Source organism: Yoonia maritima, assembly GCF_043641945.1.
Taxonomy (GTDB): domain Bacteria; phylum Pseudomonadota; class Alphaproteobacteria; order Rhodobacterales; family Rhodobacteraceae; genus Yoonia; species Yoonia maritima_B.
In genome coordinates this window covers 37,786-57,877 of the sequence record NZ_JBHZRX010000002.1, presented here as the reverse complement: position 1 = coordinate 57,877, position 20,092 = coordinate 37,786, and the positions used below count along the sequence as shown (strand labels likewise).

General features: G+C 53.8%; 19 protein-coding genes. 12 read left to right on the top strand and 7 right to left on the bottom strand.

Annotated elements, in window-relative coordinates; translation table 11 throughout:
* The first annotated feature begins 84 nt into the window (after positions 1-84).
* Both rnd and ACHUEV_RS03855 read left to right on the top strand, forming a co-directional pair.
* Entirely contained in the window at positions 85-1,242 is a 1,158-nt protein-coding gene (gene rnd, locus ACHUEV_RS03860; RefSeq protein WP_394177746.1) for a ribonuclease D, read from the top strand.
* A 58-nt stretch (positions 1,243-1,300) separates the two neighbouring features.
* Entirely contained in the window at positions 1,301-1,708 is a 408-nt protein-coding gene (locus ACHUEV_RS03855; protein ID WP_394177745.1) for a SufE family protein, read from the top strand.
* Here the strand turns inward: ACHUEV_RS03855 and ACHUEV_RS03850 are convergent.
* The 3 genes from ACHUEV_RS03850 to ACHUEV_RS03840 are packed head-to-tail and all read right to left on the bottom strand — an operon-like array spanning position 1,705 to position 3,238.
* Positions 1,705-2,328, bottom strand: coding sequence for a DUF1638 domain-containing protein (locus ACHUEV_RS03850; RefSeq protein WP_394177744.1), 624 nt, complete (start codon positions 2,326-2,328; stop codon positions 1,705-1,707). The two genes, ACHUEV_RS03855 and ACHUEV_RS03850, sit on opposite strands and share 4 nt — an antisense overlap.
* Positions 2,325-2,489: a hypothetical protein gene (locus tag ACHUEV_RS03845; RefSeq protein WP_162617571.1), complete on the bottom strand. Its 165-nt coding sequence runs from the start codon at positions 2,487-2,489 to the stop codon at positions 2,325-2,327. The genes ACHUEV_RS03850 and ACHUEV_RS03845 overlap by 4 nt, the downstream gene beginning before the upstream one ends.
* A gap of 44 nt (positions 2,490-2,533) precedes the next feature.
* Positions 2,534-3,238 (bottom strand): corrinoid protein, encoded by a 705-nt coding sequence (locus ACHUEV_RS03840; RefSeq protein ID WP_394177743.1) that lies wholly within the window; start codon positions 3,236-3,238, stop codon positions 2,534-2,536.
* 133 nt (positions 3,239-3,371) lie between these two features.
* Here ACHUEV_RS03840 and ACHUEV_RS03835 point away from each other — a divergent pair, with 133 nt between their 5' ends.
* Complete coding sequence (locus ACHUEV_RS03835; RefSeq protein WP_394177742.1) at positions 3,372-4,454, top strand: PA0069 family radical SAM protein; 1,083 nt, start codon at positions 3,372-3,374, stop codon at positions 4,452-4,454.
* A gap of 2 nt (positions 4,455-4,456) precedes the next feature.
* Here ACHUEV_RS03835 and bmt read toward each other — a convergent pair whose 3' ends face one another.
* The 3 genes from bmt to ACHUEV_RS03820 all read right to left on the bottom strand — a co-directional run bounded on the left by bmt (position 4,457) and on the right by ACHUEV_RS03820 (position 7,751).
* Positions 4,457-5,470 (bottom strand): betaine--homocysteine S-methyltransferase, encoded by a 1,014-nt coding sequence (gene bmt, locus ACHUEV_RS03830; RefSeq protein WP_394177741.1) that lies wholly within the window; start codon positions 5,468-5,470, stop codon positions 4,457-4,459.
* A complete protein-coding gene (locus tag ACHUEV_RS03825) occupies positions 5,467-7,326 on the bottom strand; it encodes a phosphatidylglycerol lysyltransferase domain-containing protein (protein ID WP_394177740.1) in 1,860 nt (619 codons plus the stop codon). Before ACHUEV_RS03825 ends, bmt begins: the two co-directional genes overlap by 4 nt.
* Positions 7,327-7,436: 110 nt before the next feature.
* Positions 7,437-7,751, bottom strand: coding sequence for a DUF1476 domain-containing protein (locus tag ACHUEV_RS03820; protein ID WP_394177739.1), 315 nt, complete (start codon positions 7,749-7,751; stop codon positions 7,437-7,439).
* A gap of 133 nt (positions 7,752-7,884) precedes the next feature.
* Between ACHUEV_RS03820 and purC the strand changes: the two genes are divergently transcribed.
* From purC to ACHUEV_RS03790, 6 genes are all read left to right on the top strand, one after another.
* Positions 7,885-8,646 (top strand): phosphoribosylaminoimidazolesuccinocarboxamide synthase, encoded by a 762-nt coding sequence (purC, locus tag ACHUEV_RS03815; RefSeq protein WP_394177738.1) that lies wholly within the window; start codon positions 7,885-7,887, stop codon positions 8,644-8,646.
* A 49-nt stretch (positions 8,647-8,695) separates the two neighbouring features.
* Positions 8,696-8,926, top strand: coding sequence for a phosphoribosylformylglycinamidine synthase subunit PurS (purS, locus tag ACHUEV_RS03810; protein ID WP_394177737.1), 231 nt, complete (start codon positions 8,696-8,698; stop codon positions 8,924-8,926).
* Entirely contained in the window at positions 8,926-9,594 is a 669-nt protein-coding gene (purQ, locus tag ACHUEV_RS03805; protein WP_394177736.1) for a phosphoribosylformylglycinamidine synthase subunit PurQ, read from the top strand. Before purS ends, purQ begins: the two co-directional genes overlap by 1 nt.
* A gap of 44 nt (positions 9,595-9,638) precedes the next feature.
* Complete coding sequence (locus ACHUEV_RS03800) at positions 9,639-11,393, top strand: sensor histidine kinase (RefSeq protein ID WP_394177735.1); 1,755 nt, start codon at positions 9,639-9,641, stop codon at positions 11,391-11,393.
* Between the two features lie 15 nt (positions 11,394-11,408).
* Entirely contained in the window at positions 11,409-12,746 is a 1,338-nt protein-coding gene (locus tag ACHUEV_RS03795; RefSeq protein WP_394178269.1) for a sigma-54-dependent transcriptional regulator, read from the top strand.
* Positions 12,747-13,268: 522 nt separating this feature from the next.
* The gene (locus ACHUEV_RS03790) at positions 13,269-16,034 is read left to right on the top strand and encodes an Rne/Rng family ribonuclease (protein WP_394177734.1); all 2,766 of its coding nucleotides are present in this window, start codon (positions 13,269-13,271) and stop codon (positions 16,032-16,034) included.
* Between the two features lie 55 nt (positions 16,035-16,089).
* Here ACHUEV_RS03790 and ACHUEV_RS03785 read toward each other — a convergent pair whose 3' ends face one another.
* Positions 16,090-16,317 (bottom strand): sulfurtransferase TusA family protein, encoded by a 228-nt coding sequence (locus tag ACHUEV_RS03785; RefSeq protein ID WP_394177733.1) that lies wholly within the window; start codon positions 16,315-16,317, stop codon positions 16,090-16,092.
* 105 nt (positions 16,318-16,422) lie between these two features.
* Here ACHUEV_RS03785 and ACHUEV_RS03780 point away from each other — a divergent pair, with 105 nt between their 5' ends.
* From ACHUEV_RS03780 to ACHUEV_RS03770, 3 genes are all read left to right on the top strand, one after another.
* On the top strand, positions 16,423-17,178 hold the full coding sequence (locus ACHUEV_RS03780; RefSeq protein WP_394177732.1) for a cytochrome c biogenesis CcdA family protein: 756 nt from the start codon (positions 16,423-16,425) through the stop codon (positions 17,176-17,178).
* 62 nt (positions 17,179-17,240) lie between these two features.
* A complete protein-coding gene (locus ACHUEV_RS03775) occupies positions 17,241-18,512 on the top strand; it encodes a hypothetical protein (RefSeq protein ID WP_394177731.1) in 1,272 nt (423 codons plus the stop codon).
* Positions 18,509-19,879, top strand: a complete 1,371-nt coding sequence (locus tag ACHUEV_RS03770) for a cytochrome P450 (protein ID WP_394177730.1) — start codon at positions 18,509-18,511, stop codon at positions 19,877-19,879. The genes ACHUEV_RS03775 and ACHUEV_RS03770 overlap by 4 nt, the downstream gene beginning before the upstream one ends.
* Positions 19,880-20,092 lie beyond the last annotated feature (213 nt).

The window sequence follows — 20,092 nt, the reverse complement described above, 5'->3', positions numbered from 1 at the left end:
CGTGGCTGACCTTTTCATTTTTCAGTCAATCGCTTATCAAACCTCACCACTGTGGCTTAGTATTGAACGATTGACGGACGACGCATGAAAAAGATCACAACGACTGAAGCTTTGGCTGACTTCTGTAAAGAGGCAGCAAAGCGGCCATATGTGACTGTAGACACTGAATTTTTACGCGAACGGACGTATTATTCAAAGCTGTGTCTCGTGCAGTTGGCCTATCAGGATGAGAACGGCGAAGATGCTGTTCTGGTTGATCCACTTGCTGACGGTCTGTCGCTTGAACCACTATATGACCTTTACCGTGACGTTGGGGTGGTCAAAGTATTCCACGCTGCCCGCCAAGACCTTGAGATTTTCTTTGTTGACGCAGGGGTAATTCCTGAGCCGCTGTTTGACACACAGGTCGCCGCGATGGTCTGTGGCTTTGGCGAACAGGTTGGTTACGAAACACTGGTGCGTAAGATCGCCAAGGCGGATTTGGACAAGTCTTCACGCTTTACGGATTGGTCACGCCGTCCGTTGACGGACGCGCAGGCGAAATATGCTTTGGCTGATGTAACACACCTGCGCGATATCTATGAATTCTTGTCGGCTCAATTGGATAAATCAGGCCGTAAAAAATGGGTCGCCGAAGAGATGGCGGTTCTTGAGGACCCCGCGACTTATCAAGCCGATCCTGATGATGCATGGAAGCGCGTGAAAACCCGTACGCAGTCTGGGCGTTTCCTTGCAATCGTGCGCGAATTGGCCCGCTTCCGCGAGACATACGCCCAAGAACGCAATATCCCGCGTAGCCGTGTGTTTAAGGATGATGCACTGGTCGAACTTGCCTCGACCAAGCCGCAAAACGAACAGGATTTGGGGCGTTCGCGGCTTTTGCTGCGCGAAGCACGTAAAGGTGACATCGCCCAAGGCATTCTGAAGTCCGTGAAAGACGGATTGGACGTAAAACCTGAAGATATGCCGGTCGTCGAAAACCCACGTGCAAAGCTACAGGTGAATCCTGCGCTGGCCGATATGTTGCGCGTCTTGCTGAAGGCAAAGACGGATCAGGAAGGCGTCGCGCAAAAGCTGATCGCTACCTCTGCCGATCTGGATGCATTGGCAGGTGGGCAACGCAATGTGCCCGCCCTAAAGGGATGGCGTCGCGAGGTCTTTGGCCATGACGCGTTACGTATGTGTGATGGGCTTGTTGGTCTGGCTGTAAAGGGACAGAAAGTCGTCACCGTCACGCTTTGATCTGGACCAGCGGGGGCAGCGCCCCTACATGAGTGACAGGCACGCAAAAGGTACTGCAATGGCAAACCCTGACTTTGAAGAACTTGTTGAAACCTTTGAGTTTCTTGACGATTGGGAAGATCGCTATCGTCACGTGATTGAAATGGGCAAAGCGATGGAGCCGCTCGAGGATGCGTTGCGCGTTCCGGCGACGAAGGTTGATGGCTGTGCCAGCCAAGTTTGGCTTGTTCCACAGATTAAAGATGGTGTGTTTACCTTTCGCGGGGCAAGCGACGCGATGATCGTGCAGGGGCTGATTGCGATACTACTGACGCTTTATAATAACCAACCAGTGGCAGAGGTTGCGCGCATTGATGCGCCTGCGGAATTGGCACGACTTGGCTTGAACGATCACTTGTCAGCGCAGCGTTCGAATGGATTGCGTGCCATGGTCGAACGTATCCGCGAAACTGCTGCGGCTGCTTAGGCTGATCGCAACGCTGCGGTTAGATCGCCGTAACCGGTAAACCTATATTCGAACTGTAAACCTAAGCGATCAGCACATTCGCGGGCTTTTTCAACTAGTTCCGGGTTTTCAGTTTGCCCCTGATAGACCAGCTTTTCGTAGTTGCCAAAGTACATGTCGCGCAGCTCTGGATGCTTGTCTAGCCCAAGTGGCTCCCAGACGAAGGCATCAAACTGGCGCACCAGAAAATCAGTCAGATAGAATGATGTGACTTCATCAAGTGCATCAAAGGCCGCGTTGCCTTCAAAAAACGAATAGCAATGGGGGCCAGCGATCATCTTGACGCCCAATTCAGCACAGGCGGCTTCTAATGCGCCGCCAGTGCCACAGTCAGCGTAGACGACAAATATGCGGTCGTAATCCGAACGGTGTTTTTCAACAGCGGCGCGGACAGCGGGAACAATTTTCTCGGGTCTGGCGTGATAGATTGCGGGCAGGCACTGCAGGTCCAGATGGTCCCAGCCATTACCTGAACGCAGCGCGATAATCTCGCGGGCCAATGCACCGCAGGCGATCAGCAGAACCTGCCCACGCCCATCAGGTGCCAGTCCGTCACTGGTGAGGGTCGCGTCGCTGGTCATTGGTTTCTGGCGATGATGAAACGTGCACATAATGCGACGCTGATAATGACAAAGACGCTGACAGCACCAAAGGTCGCACCAAAGGCGGTCGCGAGCCAAATTGTGAACGCGGCAAATGCGATGACGCAAAGCAAAAGCAAAGCAAAAGTCGTGCGCGGCATCTTAAGTCCTTATTCTTTCGAACAGATGCCGCGACCGAGTTGGGTTAGGTCGATGCACCCTGATTATGTTTACGCGCAACAAGCGCTTTGGCAGTTTCCACAGCAACGGCCGCATCACGGCAATATGCGTCGGCGCCAATGGCTTTGCCAAACTCTTCGTTCAGGGGCGCACCACCGACAAGGACGATATAATCATCGCGCATGCCTTTTTCGACCATCGTGTCGATCACAACCTTCATATAAGGCATGGTGGTCGTCAGCAGGGCAGACATACCCAAGATATCAGCATCTTCGGCTACGATGGCTTCGATATAAGCCTCTACTGCGTTGTTGATGCCAAGGTCGGTGACTTCGAAACCTGCGCCTTCCATCATCATCGCGACAAGGTTCTTGCCAATGTCGTGGATGTCGCCTTTGACCGTTCCGATAACCATCTTGCCCATGCGCGGCGCGCCGGTCGCGATCAGCAATGGTTTCAGGATGGCCATGCCACCCTTCATCGCATTCGCTGCCAGCAGAACTTCGGGGACGAACAGGATGCCATCACGGAAGTCGTGTCCGACAATCGTCATGCCGCCAACCAAGGCCTCGGTCAGAACCTTATACGGGGCCCAGCCGCGTTCGATCAGGATGTTCACACCCTCTTCGATCTCTTCCTTCATACCGTCGTAAAGGTCGTCAAACATCTGCGCGACGAGATCCTCGTCATTCAGTTCGGACAGGATGATGTCATCTTCTTCGTCGGACATTTGGCACCTCTATTGCATTTCGTCCTTACGTAATGCGCCTTTATTGATTTGACCAGCCAGTGAATTGCGACATTCAGAAATTCAAGACCGACCAGCGCTTGCTGATGTTCGTTATTTGTTCTAATTTAGTGCAATGACCAATGACCTAACCCAGCGACACAATAGGACGCCCGGTCGGGCAGCAGCGTCTAATCCTGACGTGCGTTTTGACCGCTATACGACGCGGGCGGTGGATGATGGCTGGTATCAGGACGATGAATTACCGGTGCTGCGGACAGAGGTAAGTGATGAAATTGCGCGCAAGGTCATCACACGCAATACGTCGCCTGACTTATCATTCGACAGGTCAATCAATCCTTACCGGGGGTGCGAACATGGCTGCATCTATTGCTTTGCGCGGCCAAGCCATGCGTTTCTTGGGCTGTCACCGGGGCTTGATTTCGAAACAAAGCTGATTGCCCGCCCAAATGCAGCCGAACAACTACGAAAAGAACTTTTGAGCCCGCGATATGTCCCGGCAACGATTGCGATTGGGACAAATACCGACCCGTATCAGCCCATCGAAAAAACACGGGGCATTATGCGCGAGATCTTGAAGGTCTTATCGGATTTCAATCATCCGGTTGCGATTGTCACAAAGGGGACGCTGATTGAACGCGACATTGATATTCTGGCACCGATGGCTGCAAAGGGGCTGCTACGTGTTGGGATTTCAGTGACAACGCTTGATCCAAAAACATCGCGGGCAATGGAGCCGCGTGTGCCTTCACCCGCTGCGCGCCTTCGCACGATCTCACGGCTAACCGAGGCTGGGGTGCCGATACGTGCAATGGTTTCACCGGTCGTTCCCGCGCTGACAGATCACGAGCTAGAAGCAATCCTAGCGGCCTGCGCAAAGGCAGGTGCCGTTGCCGCGTCTTCAATTGTTCTTCGGCTGCCAAGAGAGGTCGCTGGTCTGTTTCAGGATTGGCTACGCGATCAATACCCTGATCGCGCCGACCGCGTGATGGGTCGCGTACGCGAATTGCACGGCGGTAAAGAATACGATCCTGAATTTGGAAAACGAATGACCGGGCAGGGGGAATGGGCTTTGATGATCAAGCAGCGGTTTAAGCTCGCGACGCGCAAGCTTGGGCTTGATCGGTCATTGCCCGCTTTGCGGACTGACCTGTTTGAGCGGCCCCCGCAGCGCGGGGACCAGCTTTCGTTTCTTTAGGTTTATTTGCGGCGACGACCGCGGCGTGGTGCGGCCTCTGGGCCTGCACCATCGGTGCCGTCAGATGCAGAAGAAAAGCCGCCCAAGCTTTCTGAAATCTGTTCTAGTGTCGGGCGTTCACCGCGTGGACGAGTTTCAAGCGCTTCGCGCATGGCGCGCAGGTGCTCAGGTGTTGTTCCGCAGCAGCCACCGATGATCGTCGCACCGCAATCGCGGGCCAAAACAGCGTAATCACCCATCAGCTCAGGCGTACCATCATAGTGGATGTGCCCATCGTGATATTTTGGGATGCCTGCGTTGCCCTTGGCGATGATTGGCGTGGTTGCGCCTGCAGCAGTAAAGCCAAGAACAGTGCGCAGCAGATCAGATGCACCTACACCGCAGTTCGCGCCAAATGCCAGCGGTTGGTTCGCGATCTTGCCGACCTTCTTTACCATGTCCGCCGATGTCAGACCCATCATTGTGCGCCCGGCAGTGTCAAAGCTCATGGTGCCACACCACGGCATGCCGGCTAGCGCGAATGCTTCGGCGGCGGCATCAAATTCTTCGGCTGCACTAATGGTTTCAACCCAAAGCACGTCTGCGCCGCCTTCTTTCAGGCCTTCGGCCTGTTCATGGAACATTTCAACGGCGCGTTCATGTGTCAGGCTACCCATAGGGGCCATGATCTCACCGGTTGGTCCAACAGAACCCGCCACGACGATCTTGCGACCGGATGCATCGGCAATCTCGCGTCCCAGTTCAGCGGCGGCTTTGTTCAATTCGCGAACGCGGCCTTCGGCACCGTGCAGTTTCAGGCGTGATGCGTTCGCGCCAAAGCTGTTGGTCAGGAAGATATCACTACCCGCGTCAGCCGCACCTTTGTAGAGCGCTTTGATCTTGGCTGTCTCTTCGACGTTCCACATTTCAGGCGCGTCGCCGGACATAAGCCCCATATTGAACAGGTTCGTGCCGGTCGCGCCGTCAGCCATCAGCCAATCGCGTGTTTCAAGCAGTTCTGAAAGGACGTTCGTCATGATCTCTCGGGGCTCCCGTTTTGTTTGACTAGTCGCTTGTCATGTCTTGGGGTTAGTTTCAATTCCAAAGCGGTCATTTTGATCAGTTGCAGCGCTTTCCAAGGTAAATTTTGCAGCGGACGGTGGATTGCAAAGGCAATCGCCGCGCCGCTCATCCAAAACATCAACTTGTTTGGCGCTGCATGATAGCGCGGTAACCAAATTGGGGAAAAGCTACGTTTGAATTGGATTAGGCCGCTTTTGCGGTTGGACCAATAGGCGGGCGTGTGGCCGGGATCGGGCACTGTCGCGAGCGAAACAAGAGGCACGTTTTCTTTTGCCGCGGCTTTAATCGCGGCGACGATTGCAGCATGAATTGCGCCGTCAGGAAGGCACCCATCATAGCGTATAAGGTCAAGGTGCCAATCCTCGGAGCCGACACAAAATGTAATGAAACCAATAGTTTCATTATCTTGAGCAATCAGGAAAACACGCTGTTTTGCAATAAGGTCAGGGCAGAAACGTCCCATAGAAAAACCCATTTCGCCGCCCTGCTGGATCGTCCATTTACGTGCAATTTTATTGAGCACAGGCAGCGTATGAGCGTCATCGACTTCGCTGATCTGAATTCCCGCCATTTCAGCGTGGCGGAGTTTCCGACGAAGTGTTTGTAACCGGCGTCCTTCTAACGACCAGTCGGTCGGGCGAATGACGGCCTCGATCGCGATGCGACGCACATACCAGCCCGCGCGATACGCCGAGGCGGCCAATCGAGGCGAGCAGTTATAAAAGACTCCGCATTTCCCGCGTCGTTTCGTGGCGCGTCGAACGGCGCAAACGTCGACCACTTCACCGGGGTTTTGCCTGTGCGGGCCAATGCTACAGTGAAAAAAACCGAGTTTGCCCATGAACCAATTGCGACCTTCAATGTGGAGGAGATCGCCGGTTTGGTGCGCAAGACTCCAGAGTGCAGGGGACTGGTCGCGATCGGTGGCAGGTTTCGATGGTGCGATGATCGCAATGGATGCCAGAATGGCGGGGATCACATAATAGATAAGGCGGAATGCGATTAGCCCGGCGACCATTTCTTCTTGGCCTGAAAGTAAGGTTAGAAGCGTCAGGTCAAATGCGCCCGCGCCGCCAGGGCTGTTAGATAGTAACCCTGCACCAAGTGCGATGATGTAGGCTGCAATAAGCGTCGAAAGTGGAACGTCAACGCCCGCAGGTAGCAAGGCATATAGCGCGATAGCGGCGCATACCATATCGACACAGGTCCAACCCATCAGTTGTAGCAATCGGGTGGTTGTTAGACGCCCCACAAAGCGATCGCGTCCCCAGATGACAGCTGCGATCATTCCGACTGAGGTGAAGGCGATGACCGCGATCCAAATCGGAGAGAGCCCCGTTTTCGCACCTAGCCACCATGCTGCTATTAGAGCGAATAGCGCCCAGCACGTCATGAACGTTAGTGATACCGCTGCCGAAAGCTGGGTGACCTGCCAGAGTGTGAGTTGTTGGAGTGCCCTAAGACGGGCAAGGCTTGCGGTAATGGCCCCAAAGCCAAGCGTTTGCGCAATCGCAACCGAAATCGTTCCCGCCCGTGCGGCCGCATGTGGCGCAATGCCAGTACGCAAGATTTGATGCCAAATCGCATCGTACTGCCCGACAGCGCGCAGGCTTAGCCAAGTTGCAATAACGGCAATGCCGCAGGCTTCGAGGCTCATCCCCGCCAAGGCGTTCGTAATCGCGACAATGTCCATTGCGGCGATCTTGTTCCACAAGATAGCACCACAAATGCCAAGCACAAAGATCGGCACAGCAAATTTTAACCCTTTCGCGATCACGAAACGGGGGGCTGTGGTCTTGGATTGAAACATGCCTGCTCCGGGTTGCCGATTTCGGAGTAGGCATATGTGGTAAATCGTAGCTTAATGCGAGTAGAAAAATACGCGCATGATGCGGTTACCTGATGTTTTAAGGGGGTAACTTAAAACTCGGACAGTATTTGTTCCTTGGCTTCCAGCAACAATACCTTCATTTGTGCCCTGATTGTTTTTTCATCGGCGATGTCGCCGAGGTCGCTTAGCAATTTGCGTAAAACATCATCATCACCTGGTTCTTCCATGTCGGCCTTTACGACCTCCGTGGCGTAGGCCGCCGATTCCTCTGGTGTTTTCTTCAACAATGCTGCTGCCCATTGGCCTAGCAGACGGTTGCGCCTTGCGATGGCTTTAAACTGCATTTCAGCATCATGGGCGAATTTGGCCTCAAAGGCGCGCTCGCGATCATTAAACGTGTTCATAGTAACCTCGTGGCTTTGTTGAACAGATATATAATATATGGTTTCGCAGGTGCTTGCTCGCAAGGTGTCCTTGCACTATGACGCGCGTATGACGCGGCCCAGGGCGGGTGTGCGCACGGGCAAAGAGGTGAGCATGGCACGCCGCAAGAAGATTTACGAAGGCAAGGCAAAGATCTTATATGAAGGTCCTGAGCCGGGGACGCTTGTTCAATATTTTAAGGACGATGCGACCGCTTTTAACGCTGAAAAGAAAGCTGTGATCGAGGGTAAAGGCGTGTTGAATAACCGCCTGTCCGAGTTCTTTATGACCGGTCTAAGCCAAATTGGCATCCCGACACATTTTATTAAGCGTCTGAACATGCGCGAGCAGTTGATCCGCCAAGTGGAGATTATTCCGCTTGAGGTCATCGTGCGTAACTTTGCTGCTGGTTCGATGGCGAAACGGCTTGGAATGGAAGAGGGTACTGCTCTTCCGCGTCCGATTGTCGAGTTTTCTTACAAAGACGATGCATTGGGTGACCCGCTGGTCCCTGAAGAATACATCGTTGCGTTCGGATGGGCGAGCCAGCAGGACCTAGACGACATCATTAGCCTCGCATTGCGTGTGAATGATTGGATGTCTGGTGTTATGTTCGGCGTTGGTATCAAACTGGTCGATTTCAAAATTGAAATTGGTCGTGTTTGGGACAATGAATTCCCTCGGTTGTTGCTTGCTGATGAAATCAGCCCAGATAGCTGCCGTTTGTGGGATATCGAAAGCGGTCAGAAGCTGGACAAAGATGTGTTCCGCCGCGATCTGGGTAACCTGACGGATGCCTACACCGAGGTTGCAAAACGCCTAGGTGTGATGCCGTCGAACGTCACCCATCGGCCAAAGCCAACATTAATCAACTAGTGTTGGTTTTTGACTACTTTAAACTAAGCGAGACAAGGGAAAGCCACTGATGAAAGCCCGCGTATATGTAATGTTGAAAAACGGCGTACTTGACCCGCAGGGCGAGGCCGTGCGTCACGCGCTTGGTAGTCTTGGCTTTGATGGCGTCGAAGGCGTACGTCAGGGCAAGGTGATCGAGCTTGATCTGGCTGATGGCACGACAGAAGCGACTGTTGAGCAGATGTGCGAAAAGCTGCTCGCGAACACTGTGATTGAAAGCTACCGGATCGAGGTGCTTTGATGCGCGCTGCTGTCGTTGTTTTCCCTGGGTCGAACTGCGACCGTGACATGGCGGTGGCCCTAAAGGCCGCTGGCGCGGACGTCAGCATGGTGTGGCACAAAGATGCGACGCTGCCAGACAACATTGATCTGATTGCTGTTCCGGGTGGTTTCTCTTTTGGTGACTACCTGCGATGCGGTGCTATCGCGGCGCAATCGCCAATTAGTAAGGCTGTCGTTGCTCACGCAAACCGTGGTGGCTACGTTCTTGGGGTCTGCAACGGCTTTCAGGTGTTGACTGAAACCGGGCTGTTGCCGGGTGCATTGATGCGCAATTCGAACCTGAAGTTCATCTGCAAGTCTGTTGATCTTAAAGTGGAAACATCGAATTCTGCGTTTACCGCTGGATATAGCGCAGGTGATGTCGTTAGCTATCCTGTCGCGCACCATGATGGGAACTATTCCATCGATGCTGAAGGTCTTAAGCAGATCGAAGCAGAAGATCGCGTTGCGTTCCGCTATGTTGAAAATCCGAACGGTTCGGTTGCTGATATCGCTGGTGTATTGTCAGAAAACCGTCGTGTCTTGGGTATGATGCCGCACCCTGAACGTGCCGTTGACCAAGGTCACGGTGGAATAGACGGGCAGGCGCTTTTCCGCGGACTGTTGGATCAAATGGCATCGGCATAAGTTGTGTCCTTGCTGCGGCGATGCCGCGGCCATAGACTGCATGTATGAGTAGGACACAGACGACAAATAGGCGAAGTGGTCAGGGCAGATGGTTTCTGCGTCTTTCTATTCTGGTCGTTTGCCTATTTGCTCTTATCGTTGTCTACGTATCCAACCAGTTTTTAACGAAACGCTTTACGACAACTATTAGCGACAGCTCAGAGGTGCGCCTTGCGCTATACGTTACTAATGTGACGAGCGAGCTGCAGCGAACGTCAGTTGTTCCGCAGCTATTGGCACGAGACCCAGAGCTGATCCGCGCGCTGGAGAGCCGCGACTTTTCTGGATCGTCAGAGCATCTGGTCTCGTACGTCTCTGAAATCGGCTCTTCTTCTTTGCTGCTGCTTGATCGCATCGGGCAGACAGTCGCGGCGACCAATGCCGATGAAATCGGTAAGCTTCATACTGAAGAGGCGTATTTCACAAACGCCTTGAATAGCAATCAGACGGTTTATGCCACGTCGCGTGATGACGAAGGCAACTATACTTACGTGTTTGCCCGCAAGATTGAAGTCTTTGGGCAGTTGCGCGGTGTCATCGCAGTAGAGGTCAATTCTGCACTGCTGCAGGCGGGCTGGGTCGGTGGCTCTGAGGCGGTTCTGGTTCTTGATGGCGAAGGCACGATCATCATGTCGTCAGAACCACGCTGGCGCGGCCTAACCGAAGAGCAGGCCCTTAGCGACAGTCGCCAGCTTACGTTTTGGGATCAAGCGCAACGCAGCTTCCGTGGTTTCATTGGATTGCCAGCAGATGCTTATCTGCGTGGCGAGGCCGTTCTGCGCCGCGAAGCACGTATGCCGCACCAAGGTTGGAAGATGGTCAGCTTTACAGCCTATGCATCTGTCCGCGAACGCGTGAACGGCATTCTCGCGATCGAGGTCATGGGCTTTGCGATTCTTTTGGCCGTGATGTTTTGGTTCATGTCACGCAAAACCGCGTCTCGACTTGTGTTTTTTCAGCGCGAGTCGGCTGAGCTTCGTGCGCTAAACCGCCGACTTCAGAGAGAAATTGCCGAACGTGAAAAGGTCGAACAGACCCTGCAGGTCGCAGAGCAAACCATTGCGCAATCGTCTAAACTTGCCGCTTTGGGCGAGATGTCAGCGGCCGTTAGTCACGAGTTGAATCAGCCGCTGGCAGCGATGAAAACCTACCTCGCTGGGGCGCGCTTGTTGCTGCAACGAGAGCGCCCTGAAGAAGCGATGTCGTCATTCCAGCGTATCGACGATTTGCTTGAACGTATGGGCGCAATTACACGTCAGCTGAAGTCATACGCACGAAAAGGTGCTGACGCATTCGAACCAATGGATATCCGTGCCGCAGTGTCTACGGCGCTGGCTATGATGGAGCCCCAGCTAAAAATTCGCGACGTAAATATCGTTCGATCTTTGCCCAATGAACCGGTGATGATCATCGGTGACAGACTGCGGCTAGAGCAGGTGATTGTGAACTTGTTGCGCAACGCTTTGGACGCTACGCAGGGGGCAAGTAACCCAACGGTTGAAATTTTGCTCGCAGCTGGTGATACAGTTAGTCTACAAATCCGGGATAACGGTGAAGGTATTGAAAACCTCGATCAACTGTTCGAGCCGTTTTACACGACCAAACAACCCGGTGAGGGCACTGGGCTTGGGCTGGCAATTTCATCAGGAATTGTGAGCGACCTTGGTGGGCGTTTAATGGCACGTAATGCTGTTGATGGTGGTGCTATATTTGAGGTTCAGCTGCCTCGCTTGAAAGAAGACGTCGCTGCGGCGGAGTAGGAAAGAAGAATGAGCATGAACAAGGCCATGAAAATTGCAATCGTCGATGACGAAACCGATATGCGTCAATCGATCAGCCAATGGCTGACATTATCTGGCTTTGAGACCGAGGCCTTTGCATCTGCAGAGGATGCGTTGAAGGGAGTTGGCGCCGATTATCCGGGCATCGTGGTGTCCGACGTAAGAATGCCGGGCATGGATGGGATGCAGTTCCTTAAAAAGCTGAAAGGGATCGACAGCACGCTTCCTGTGATCATGATCACAGGTCATGGCGATGTGCCAATGGCCGTGGAGGCCATGCGCGTTGGCGCGTTTGATTTTCTTGAAAAGCCCTTCAATCCAGACCGCATGACGGAATTGGCTAAGAAGGCAACTCAAGCCCGTCGATTGACCCTAGATAACCGTGCGCTTCGTAAAGAATTGTCTGACGGTTCAGCACTGATCAAAAAGCTGATCGGGCAGTCCCCGCCAATGGAACGCCTGAAAGAAGATATCTTAGATCTGGGGCAGGCTGACGGTCACGTTCTGATCGAAGGCGAAACCGGTACCGGTAAGACGCTTGTAGCGCACGCCTTGCATGCCGTTGGCGCACGTGCGTCCAAAAAGTTCGTTTTGCTTAGCTGTTCAGCCTATGACGAAGAAACGCTGGGTCGCGTTATCTTTGGCCCTGCACGTGATGATGAGCCAATCCCTGCGATTGAAGAAGCACGGGGTGGTACGCTGGTTCTTGAGGATATTGAAGCCTTAAGCCACGCATTGCAGGCGCGGTTGCTGACTGCAATCAACGAGCAGGGGACACCTGCAGAAACGCGCATCGTCGCGATTTGTAACCTGCAAGAACAAGATAAAACCTGCGAAAGCGTATTGCGCCCAGACCTGTTTTATCGCCTCGCCGCGCTTCGCATTACTGTGCCACCGCTGCGCCAACGTGGCGAAGATATCTTGACGCTGTTTGCGCGCTTGAGCGAGCAATTCGCAGATGAATACGGCTGCGATGCCCCAGAAGTCAGCGCTCAAGAGGCGGCACAACTGCTGCAAGCGCCTTGGCCGGGCAATGTTCGTCAGCTATTCAACGTTGCCGAACGTGCTGTGCTTCAAAATCGTCGTGGTTCAGGATCTATCGCATCACTGTTGATGGCTGACACCGAAGAAATGAAGCCAGCCATGACGACGGAAGGCAAACCGCTGAAGGAATTCGTTGAAGCATTCGAGCGGATGCTGATCGATAACACTATGCGTCGTCATCGTGGGTCGATCGTATCTGTGATGGAGGAACTTTGCCTTCCGCGCCGGACATTGAATGAGAAAATGGCGAAATACGGTTTGCAGCGTTCGGATTATCTGGGCGGTTAAGGCCAGTGTCGTATTACGAACTGAATAAAGGCAGGAATGAATAGTCATTTCTGCCTTTTGTTTACGCAAGGTCCGCCGTGATCACGGCTTTGGGTGTGTTTTTATTCTTATTGAAGCTAATTGCGTTGTCATGTGAACGGAAAAGAAACAGTTTCCGATTGTAATCTATCACTGTCCTCCCTTATGTATGAGGGACGGGTGACGCGGAACTGTCCCGCACCTTTGAAAGATTCTCTGCATCAAGAGTGGTGTACACATATTGATAGCAGCTGATTTGATCCCAAGGGATCAGAAGAACGCTCTGGTCGCGCGATTAAAGACGCCGACCGGGCCCTGAATGGGCCTTGGACTTGATCTAAGGTCGGAGAAGAAACGCGATGCAACGCGCGACGTATATAGGCAAGGATGCAGTGGCCCTGAGGGGCCCCGTATTTGCCCGCGCGCAGATCGCCTTAATCAGACATGTAACGCGAACAATGGCACCCCCAGGGGTGCATTTTGGGTTATGTGCGAACGGACAATATGCCAAAGAAAATGTTAATCGATGCGACACACGCGGAAGAAACCCGCGTTGTAGTCGTCGACGGCAACAAGGTCGAAGAATTTGATTTTGAAAGCCAATTCAAACGCCAGCTAGCTGGCAACATCTATCTCGCTAAGGTTACGCGCGTCGAACCATCCCTGCAGGCTGCATTTGTAGACTACGGTGGAAATCGCCACGGGTTTTTGGCCTTTTCGGAAATCCACCCCGATTATTACCAAATTCCGGTTGCCGACCGTGAGGCGCTGATCGCGGAAGAAAAAGCCTATGCTGAAAGCCTGAAAGCCGAAGCAGAAGCCGAGGAAGAAAAACCTAAACGTCGTCGTAGCCGTGCGAAGCCAAAGCCAGCGTCGGTTGAAACCGAAGACGCGGTCGTAACCGCCGAAGTCACACCGGAAGAAGACGCACCAACAACTGACGCTGATGCGCCCAAAGTCGAGACGCCAGAAGAACAGACATCCGGTGACATCGCTGGCATGGAAACGATTGATCTGGGCGACGATGACGAAGAGGGCGACTCGCCCATGGTTTTGGTCGCGGATACGCCGGTTGAAACACCGTCTGCCGACGATGCGGATGACGAACAGCCACAGCTGGACGCACGCAGCAAGGATGACAGCATCGAAAGTGTCGCCGAAGAGGATGACACCGATGAAGTGCGCCCAGTGCGTAAACCACGCCCGAAGCGCTACAAAATCCAAGAGGTCATCAAGGTCCGTCAGGTCCTTTTGATTCAAGTTGTCAAAGAAGAACGCGGCAACAAAGGCGCGGCGCTAACGACTTACCTGTCGCTGGCTGGTCGTTATTGCGTACTTATGCCGAACACCGCGCGCGGTGGCGGTATCAGCCGTAAGATCACAAATGCAGCTGACCGTAAAAAGCTGAAAGAAATCGCTGGCGAAATGACTGTGCCTGATGGCGCTGGTCTTATCATTCGCACGGCCGGCGCGCAGCGTACCAAGGCAGAGATCAAGCGCGACTACGAATATCTGCAGCGTATGTGGGAACAGATCCGCGAACTGACTTTGAAATCTGTCGCTCCGGCGAAGATTTACGAAGAAGGCGATCTGATCAAGCGCTCGATCCGCGATCTTTATTCAAAAGAGATCGACGAAGTGATCGTCGCGGGCGAGGCGGGTTACCGCACCGCCAAAGACTTCATGAAAATGATCATGCCGTCTCATGCCAAAAACGTAAAATACTACACGGAACAGCTGCCGCTTTACGCCCGCTATCAGGTCGAAGGCTATTTGGGTGGTATGTTCAACCCAACCGTTCAACTGCCTTCGGGTGGCTATATCGTGATCGGCATCACCGAAGCGCTTGTCGCGATTGACGTGAACTCTGGCCGTGCCACGAAAGAGGGTTCAATTGAGCAAACCGCGCTAAAGACTAACCTTGAGGCGGCTGATGAAGTTGCGCGCCAATTGCGCCTGCGCGATTTGGCCGGTCTGATCGTGATCGACTTTATCGATATGGACGAGCGTAAGAATAACAGCGCCGTTGAGAAGCGTTTCAAAGACAAGCTCAAGACTGATCGTGCCCGTATTCAGGTCGGTCGCATCTCGGGCTTTGGCCTGTTGGAAATGTCACGTCAGCGTCTACGCCCCGGCATGCTCGAGGCGACAACACAGATGTGTTCGCATTGTCACGGCACGGGTCTGCTGCGTTCTGACGATAACGTATCACTTTCGATCCTACGTCAGCTGGAAGAAGAAGGCGTGCGCGGTCGTTCCAAAGAAGTACTGGTTAAAGCACCAATTGCTATCGCCAACTTCCTGATGAATGGCAAACGCGAACATATCGGCGAGATCGAAGCACGTTATGGATTGTCTGTACGTATCGAGTGCGACCCAACGCTTGTGTCGCCTGACTTTGCGATTGAGAAATTCAAGACTGCGACCCGCGTGATCCCAGAAGCCGCCCCAGTTGTGACGACGACTGTCATTATGGATGACGACGATGATATCGTCTCCGAGGTCGAAGCCGAGGAAAACGAAGCGGTCGCTAACGGTGAAAACGGTGATGGTGAAGATAAGCCAAAGCGCAAGCGTCGTCGTCGTCGCCGCCGTCGTGGTGGAAATGGCAATGGTGAGAACCAGCAGGCCGATTCCGCTGATACTAACGGGGAAGGCGAAGACGCGGCACAAGAGGCTCCAGCTGACGCAGAGGCCGCTTCGGAAAAAGCCGATGCTGCTCCTGTAGAAGCAGATGCGGAAGCGCCTGCTGCTGAAGAAAAGCCAAAGCGGACACGTTCACGTACCCGTAAAGCTGCACCAAAGGCAGATGAGCCGACTGAGGCAGTTGAGGCTGCAGAGGAAACCAAGCCAGAGGCGGAAGAAAAGCCTGTACCGAAAAAGCGGACCCGGACCCGTAAAAAGGCCGAGCCAGCGAAGGCTGATGAAGCGCAAGAAGCAACCGCTGAGGCAAAGCCTGAAGCAGAAGCTGTCGCTGAAGAAAAGCCAAAGCCAAAGCGCCGTAGCCGTGCAAAGCCAAAGGTTGCCGCTGAGCCCGAGACCGAAGTTGTCGCTGAAGCAGCGCCCGAGGTTGCCGTGGAAGAAGCGCCAGCCGCTGAAGCACCTGCGCCGAAAGTGGAGGCTACGCCCGAAGTGGTTGCAGAACCAGAGCCAGCGCCATCTGCAGAACCAGCACCAGTTGCGGAACCCACACCCGAGCCTGTGGCGGCAGAGGCACCGGACGAACCAGCGAAGCCAAAGCGCAAAGGTTGGTGGTCGCTAGGCCGCTAAATATCAGCTGATTGTAAAAGCAAACGCCGCCCCTTGGGGCGGCGTTTTGCGTTACCTAGCCTTTTTGTATCAGATAAATTTGCCCATCTTCGGCTTCACTTGTTTGGATCAGTCGGTGTCCTGCCTCAGCACAAAAATGGGGCACGTCGATCACCGCCGCGGGGTCATCGGCGAGCATCCGCAATATTTGTCCACTGCTGAGCGCCTGCAAGCGCTTGCGTGCTTTGAGAACGGGTAGGGGGCACAGCAGGCCCCGGGCATCAAGATCAGCATCATGGGTCATATGTTTCGATTAGGGCGGATGTTTCAACATGTCCACTAAGATGTGACAAAACGGCAGGTGACCTGACCGGATTGGTCGCATAGGAAGGGCTGCAAGAGGTTACTTATGTTCGAAACAACGACAATCTTTGACGCAGCTTTGATGCCTGCAATGATCGTGGCGATAGCGGCGGGTGTGCTGTCGTTTCTTAGCCCCTGCGTTCTGCCAGTGGTACCACCGTATTTGGCGTATATGGGCGGGGTATCTGTCAGCGAGATGGAAGAACAAACCACGGCACGCCGTCGGGTGTTGCTTGCCGCTGTGTTCTTTGTGCTTGGTCTATCGACAGTTTTTGTGCTGTTGGGCTTGGCATTCTCGACAATGGGCCGAGCGCTTCTACAATATCAGGACTATTTTAGCACGGTCGCAGGGATCGTCGTGATGGTGCTGGGTGCGCATTTTGTTGGCGTCTATCGCATCGGTTTTCTGGATCGCGAAATGCGTTTGGACGCGGGCGACAAAGGCGGCTCTGCCTTTGGGGCGTATCTGTTAGGCCTTGCATTTGCATTTGGGTGGACGCCTTGCCTTGGCCCGATCCTTGGCGCGATCCTTAGCCTTGCAGCATCAGAGGCGAGCGTTGGTCGCGGAACCGTCCTGCTTGCAGTTTATGCCATTGGTCTTGGCATCCCATTCCTACTGGTTGCAGCATTCTTTCCACGCCTCAAGGGTGTCATGGGGTGGATGAAACGCCACATGAGCCAGATTGAGCGTACCTCGGGGCTGCTTTTGTGGACTGTCGGCTTGATGATGATAACGGGGCAGTTTGCCGCGATAAGCTATTGGCTCCTTGAACATTTCCCTGCGCTGGCTGTCGTAGGATAAGACTTATGTTTTTGTGTTTGATCCGCTAACCTGTCGCGGGACAGGATCAACAAGGATCGGAAATGACTGACCAAACCACGCAGGTCAAAAGACGCCGGGTGTTTCACATTCCGGGTTATGATCCGATCCATCCAAGACGTTATAGAGAGCTATATCGAACTGAGAGTGCTGCGCAGGCCGTGATTAGCGGCTATGAGATCGACGTGCAGGCGCGATCGTCAGACAAGACATTTGGCTGGACGGTTAATGCCAATATTGATGGGGCGGATGTGGCTGCGCGGGTCGACGTATTGGTCTGGTCCGACATCGTGCGCGATAGCATGGCGCAGTCAATTCCAGCGACCTACTGGCAATTAGTCCAAACCGCATGGATCTATATTTCGACGGGAACACTGCGCCGTCTGATGTGGATGCGTAAAGGGCCGGTTATCGCCGCGCTATACCCGGTTGGGATGCTGCTGCTGCAATTGTTTGCAGCTGTCGTTATTGGACGTGTGATTGGTGGTGCAGCCCAAGGTGCTTTGCTATGGCTTGGGGCACTGACGGGTACCGGGCTAATCGCTGAGGTCATCGGCTGGGTGGCTTGGGGGCCAAAGTATTTGCTTTGGGCTGGAATTACGATTGCGCTGCTGCGTTGGTTCAAGAAAAAAGACAACAAGCTCTTTGCGTATTACCTTATGCATGACTACGCATTTTCGGCGAGGTCATATGGTGCTATTCCTCCCGCGCTTGAGGGGCGCATGAAAGAGTTTGGCGATACCATCGCCGAGGCGTTTTCGGGCAACGTTGATGAGGTTCTCGTTGTCGGACATTCCTCGGGTGCACATTTGGCGGTCTCTGTCTTGGCCGATTTGATCCGTGAAGGGCGCGTGCCGGCGGATGGACCCAAGCTCGCGTTTTTGTCATTGGGCCAAGTTGTCCCTATGGTGTCATTCCTTCCACGTGCCCGGCGTTTGCGGACGGATCTTGCGTTTCTATCGACGCAGAACCTTCTGACTTGGGTCGATGTTACCGCACCCGGTGACGGCTGTTGTTTCGCGTTATGTGATCCTGTCGGCGTTACTGGTGTATCACCACCCGGTAAACACTGGCCGCTTGTGATCTCGGCTGCATTTACCCAAAGCCTGACGCCCGCTCGCTGGAAGGCCTTGCGCTGGCGTTTCTTTCGGCTCCATTTTCAATATCTCTGCGCCTTTGATCAACCAAAGGACTATGACTATTTCCAGATCACGGCTGGGCCTGTCACATTGCAGGATCGCTATGCCGATCGGCCGCCATCGAAATCGCGTATTGATGTTGCGGCCTCGAAATATACGTCGGTCATGCCTTTATGACGCGGCTACCGCCTAAGCCTGCTGCACGGCCAGAACGTGTTTCACTGATCCGATATTTGCGCTTGTTCCGGCGCGATATACTGTCGGCGCAACCTGCCAAACTATATCGCGCGTGGATGGCCGAATTTCGCACCCCGTTTTTTCGCAGCTACCTGATCAATGACCCAAAGCTGATCCACGAAGTCCTAAAGGCCCGACCGGATGATTTCCCCAAGTCAGAGCGGATCGGTGCAGGATTACGCCCGCTTTTAGGGGATAGCGTATTCTTAACCAATGGTGAGACATGGAAACGACAGCGCCGGATCATCGACCCTGCGTTCGAAGGCGGCAGGTTACGTGATACCTTTTCCGGGATCATGTCGGCGGGGCAGGCGGCGGCTGACCGGCTTGCGGCTGTTGCTGATGATTCGCCGCAGGAAATAGAGGCGCTAACCAGCCACGCCGCTGCCGACGTTATATTTCGGACGTTGTTTTCATTACCCATCGAGGACGAGACTGCCCAGAAGGTATTTCACGAGTTTCGCCAATACCAACGTTCGCAACCGATCCTGAACCTTGCTGCGTTCGTGCCGGGGCCACGCTGGATGCCGCGCTTTTTTCGATCCGAAACACGACAGACCGCGCGGAATATCCGGGCTTTGATAACGCAACTTACCTCGGATCGGTTGGCGATGATCGCAGCGGGCACGGCACCTGATGATTTGTCCACCAAAATCATGACAACGCCTGACCCTCAGACCGGTGACACTTTCACCGTCGAAGAGATGGTCGATCAGGTCGCGATCTTCTTTTTGGCAGGGCACGAAACAAGCGCATCGGCCTTGGCGTGGACACTGTATCTTTTGGCGCTCTATCCCGAATGGCAGGACAAGGTCGCAACCGAGGCAGCGAGTTTTGACGGTACCTTTGCAAACCTGTCGACGCTCAAGGTCACGCGTGACGTATTCCGCGAGGCATTACGGCTGTATCCACCCGTACCCATGATGGTGCGAGAAGCGACCACACCAACAGTGTTCCGTGAACGGGTGATCAAACGTGGCGCACAAATTGTTCTGTCACCATGGCATCTGCATCGCCACACTCGGCTCTGGGAAAATCCAGATGGTTTTGACCCGAGCCGATGGTCCACAGAAAACGGCAAGACCTGCGCTAGGGATGCATATATGCCGTTTTCGAGCGGCCCAAGGGTATGCACCGGTGCTGGATTTGCGATGATCGAAGGGGTGGCGCTGATCGCGGCCTTGTTGCGTGATTACGAGTTTAAGGTTGTTGATGGGCGCGAGCCAGTACCTGTGGCCTATCTGACCGTTCGGGCAAAAAACGGGATATGGTTGCGAATCAACAAACGAAATGACCGCCATATTTAATCAAAAGATAAAAAAATGGGCGGCGCGTAGTGAACCTTGCCGAGAATGGGGCAGAAGCTTGCCGGCAATGTGTTGAATTGTGCGGCATCTCGCTCACAGTTGCTTGAACGCAGTGTTTTTGTCGACACATGGCCAGAACAAGATGTAACATGAATTCAAGGCAGCAATGTTTCGATGAGAATCATCCGCCGCCATCGGGAAATTCGAAACCAC

Coding starts and splice junctions, on each gene's coding strand:
- ACHUEV_RS03770 (WP_394177730.1), top strand. CDS start 18,509: ATGACGCGGCTACCGCCTAAGCCTGCTGCACGGCCAGAACGTGTTTCA.
- rnd (WP_394177746.1), top strand. CDS start 85: ATGAAAAAGATCACAACGACTGAAGCTTTGGCTGACTTCTGTAAAGAG.
- ACHUEV_RS03800 (WP_394177735.1), top strand. CDS start 9,639: ATGAGTAGGACACAGACGACAAATAGGCGAAGTGGTCAGGGCAGATGG.
- ACHUEV_RS03795 (WP_394178269.1), top strand. CDS start 11,409: ATGAACAAGGCCATGAAAATTGCAATCGTCGATGACGAAACCGATATG.
- ACHUEV_RS03820 (WP_394177739.1), bottom strand. CDS start 7,751: ATGAACACGTTTAATGATCGCGAGCGCGCCTTTGAGGCCAAATTCGCC.
- bmt (WP_394177741.1), bottom strand. CDS start 5,470: ATGACGAACGTCCTTTCAGAACTGCTTGAAACACGCGATTGGCTGATG.
- ACHUEV_RS03780 (WP_394177732.1), top strand. CDS start 16,423: ATGTTCGAAACAACGACAATCTTTGACGCAGCTTTGATGCCTGCAATG.
- ACHUEV_RS03825 (WP_394177740.1), bottom strand. CDS start 7,326: ATGTTTCAATCCAAGACCACAGCCCCCCGTTTCGTGATCGCGAAAGGG.
- ACHUEV_RS03835 (WP_394177742.1), top strand. CDS start 3,372: ATGACCAATGACCTAACCCAGCGACACAATAGGACGCCCGGTCGGGCA.
- ACHUEV_RS03785 (WP_394177733.1), bottom strand. CDS start 16,317: ATGACCCATGATGCTGATCTTGATGCCCGGGGCCTGCTGTGCCCCCTA.
- ACHUEV_RS03850 (WP_394177744.1), bottom strand. CDS start 2,328: ATGACCAGCGACGCGACCCTCACCAGTGACGGACTGGCACCTGATGGG.
- ACHUEV_RS03840 (WP_394177743.1), bottom strand. CDS start 3,238: ATGTCCGACGAAGAAGATGACATCATCCTGTCCGAACTGAATGACGAG.
- ACHUEV_RS03845 (WP_162617571.1), bottom strand. CDS start 2,489: ATGCCGCGCACGACTTTTGCTTTGCTTTTGCTTTGCGTCATCGCATTT.
- purC (WP_394177738.1), top strand. CDS start 7,885: ATGGCACGCCGCAAGAAGATTTACGAAGGCAAGGCAAAGATCTTATAT.
- purS (WP_394177737.1), top strand. CDS start 8,696: ATGAAAGCCCGCGTATATGTAATGTTGAAAAACGGCGTACTTGACCCG.
- ACHUEV_RS03790 (WP_394177734.1), top strand. CDS start 13,269: ATGCCAAAGAAAATGTTAATCGATGCGACACACGCGGAAGAAACCCGC.
- ACHUEV_RS03855 (WP_394177745.1), top strand. CDS start 1,301: ATGGCAAACCCTGACTTTGAAGAACTTGTTGAAACCTTTGAGTTTCTT.
- purQ (WP_394177736.1), top strand. CDS start 8,926: ATGCGCGCTGCTGTCGTTGTTTTCCCTGGGTCGAACTGCGACCGTGAC.
- ACHUEV_RS03775 (WP_394177731.1), top strand. CDS start 17,241: ATGACTGACCAAACCACGCAGGTCAAAAGACGCCGGGTGTTTCACATT.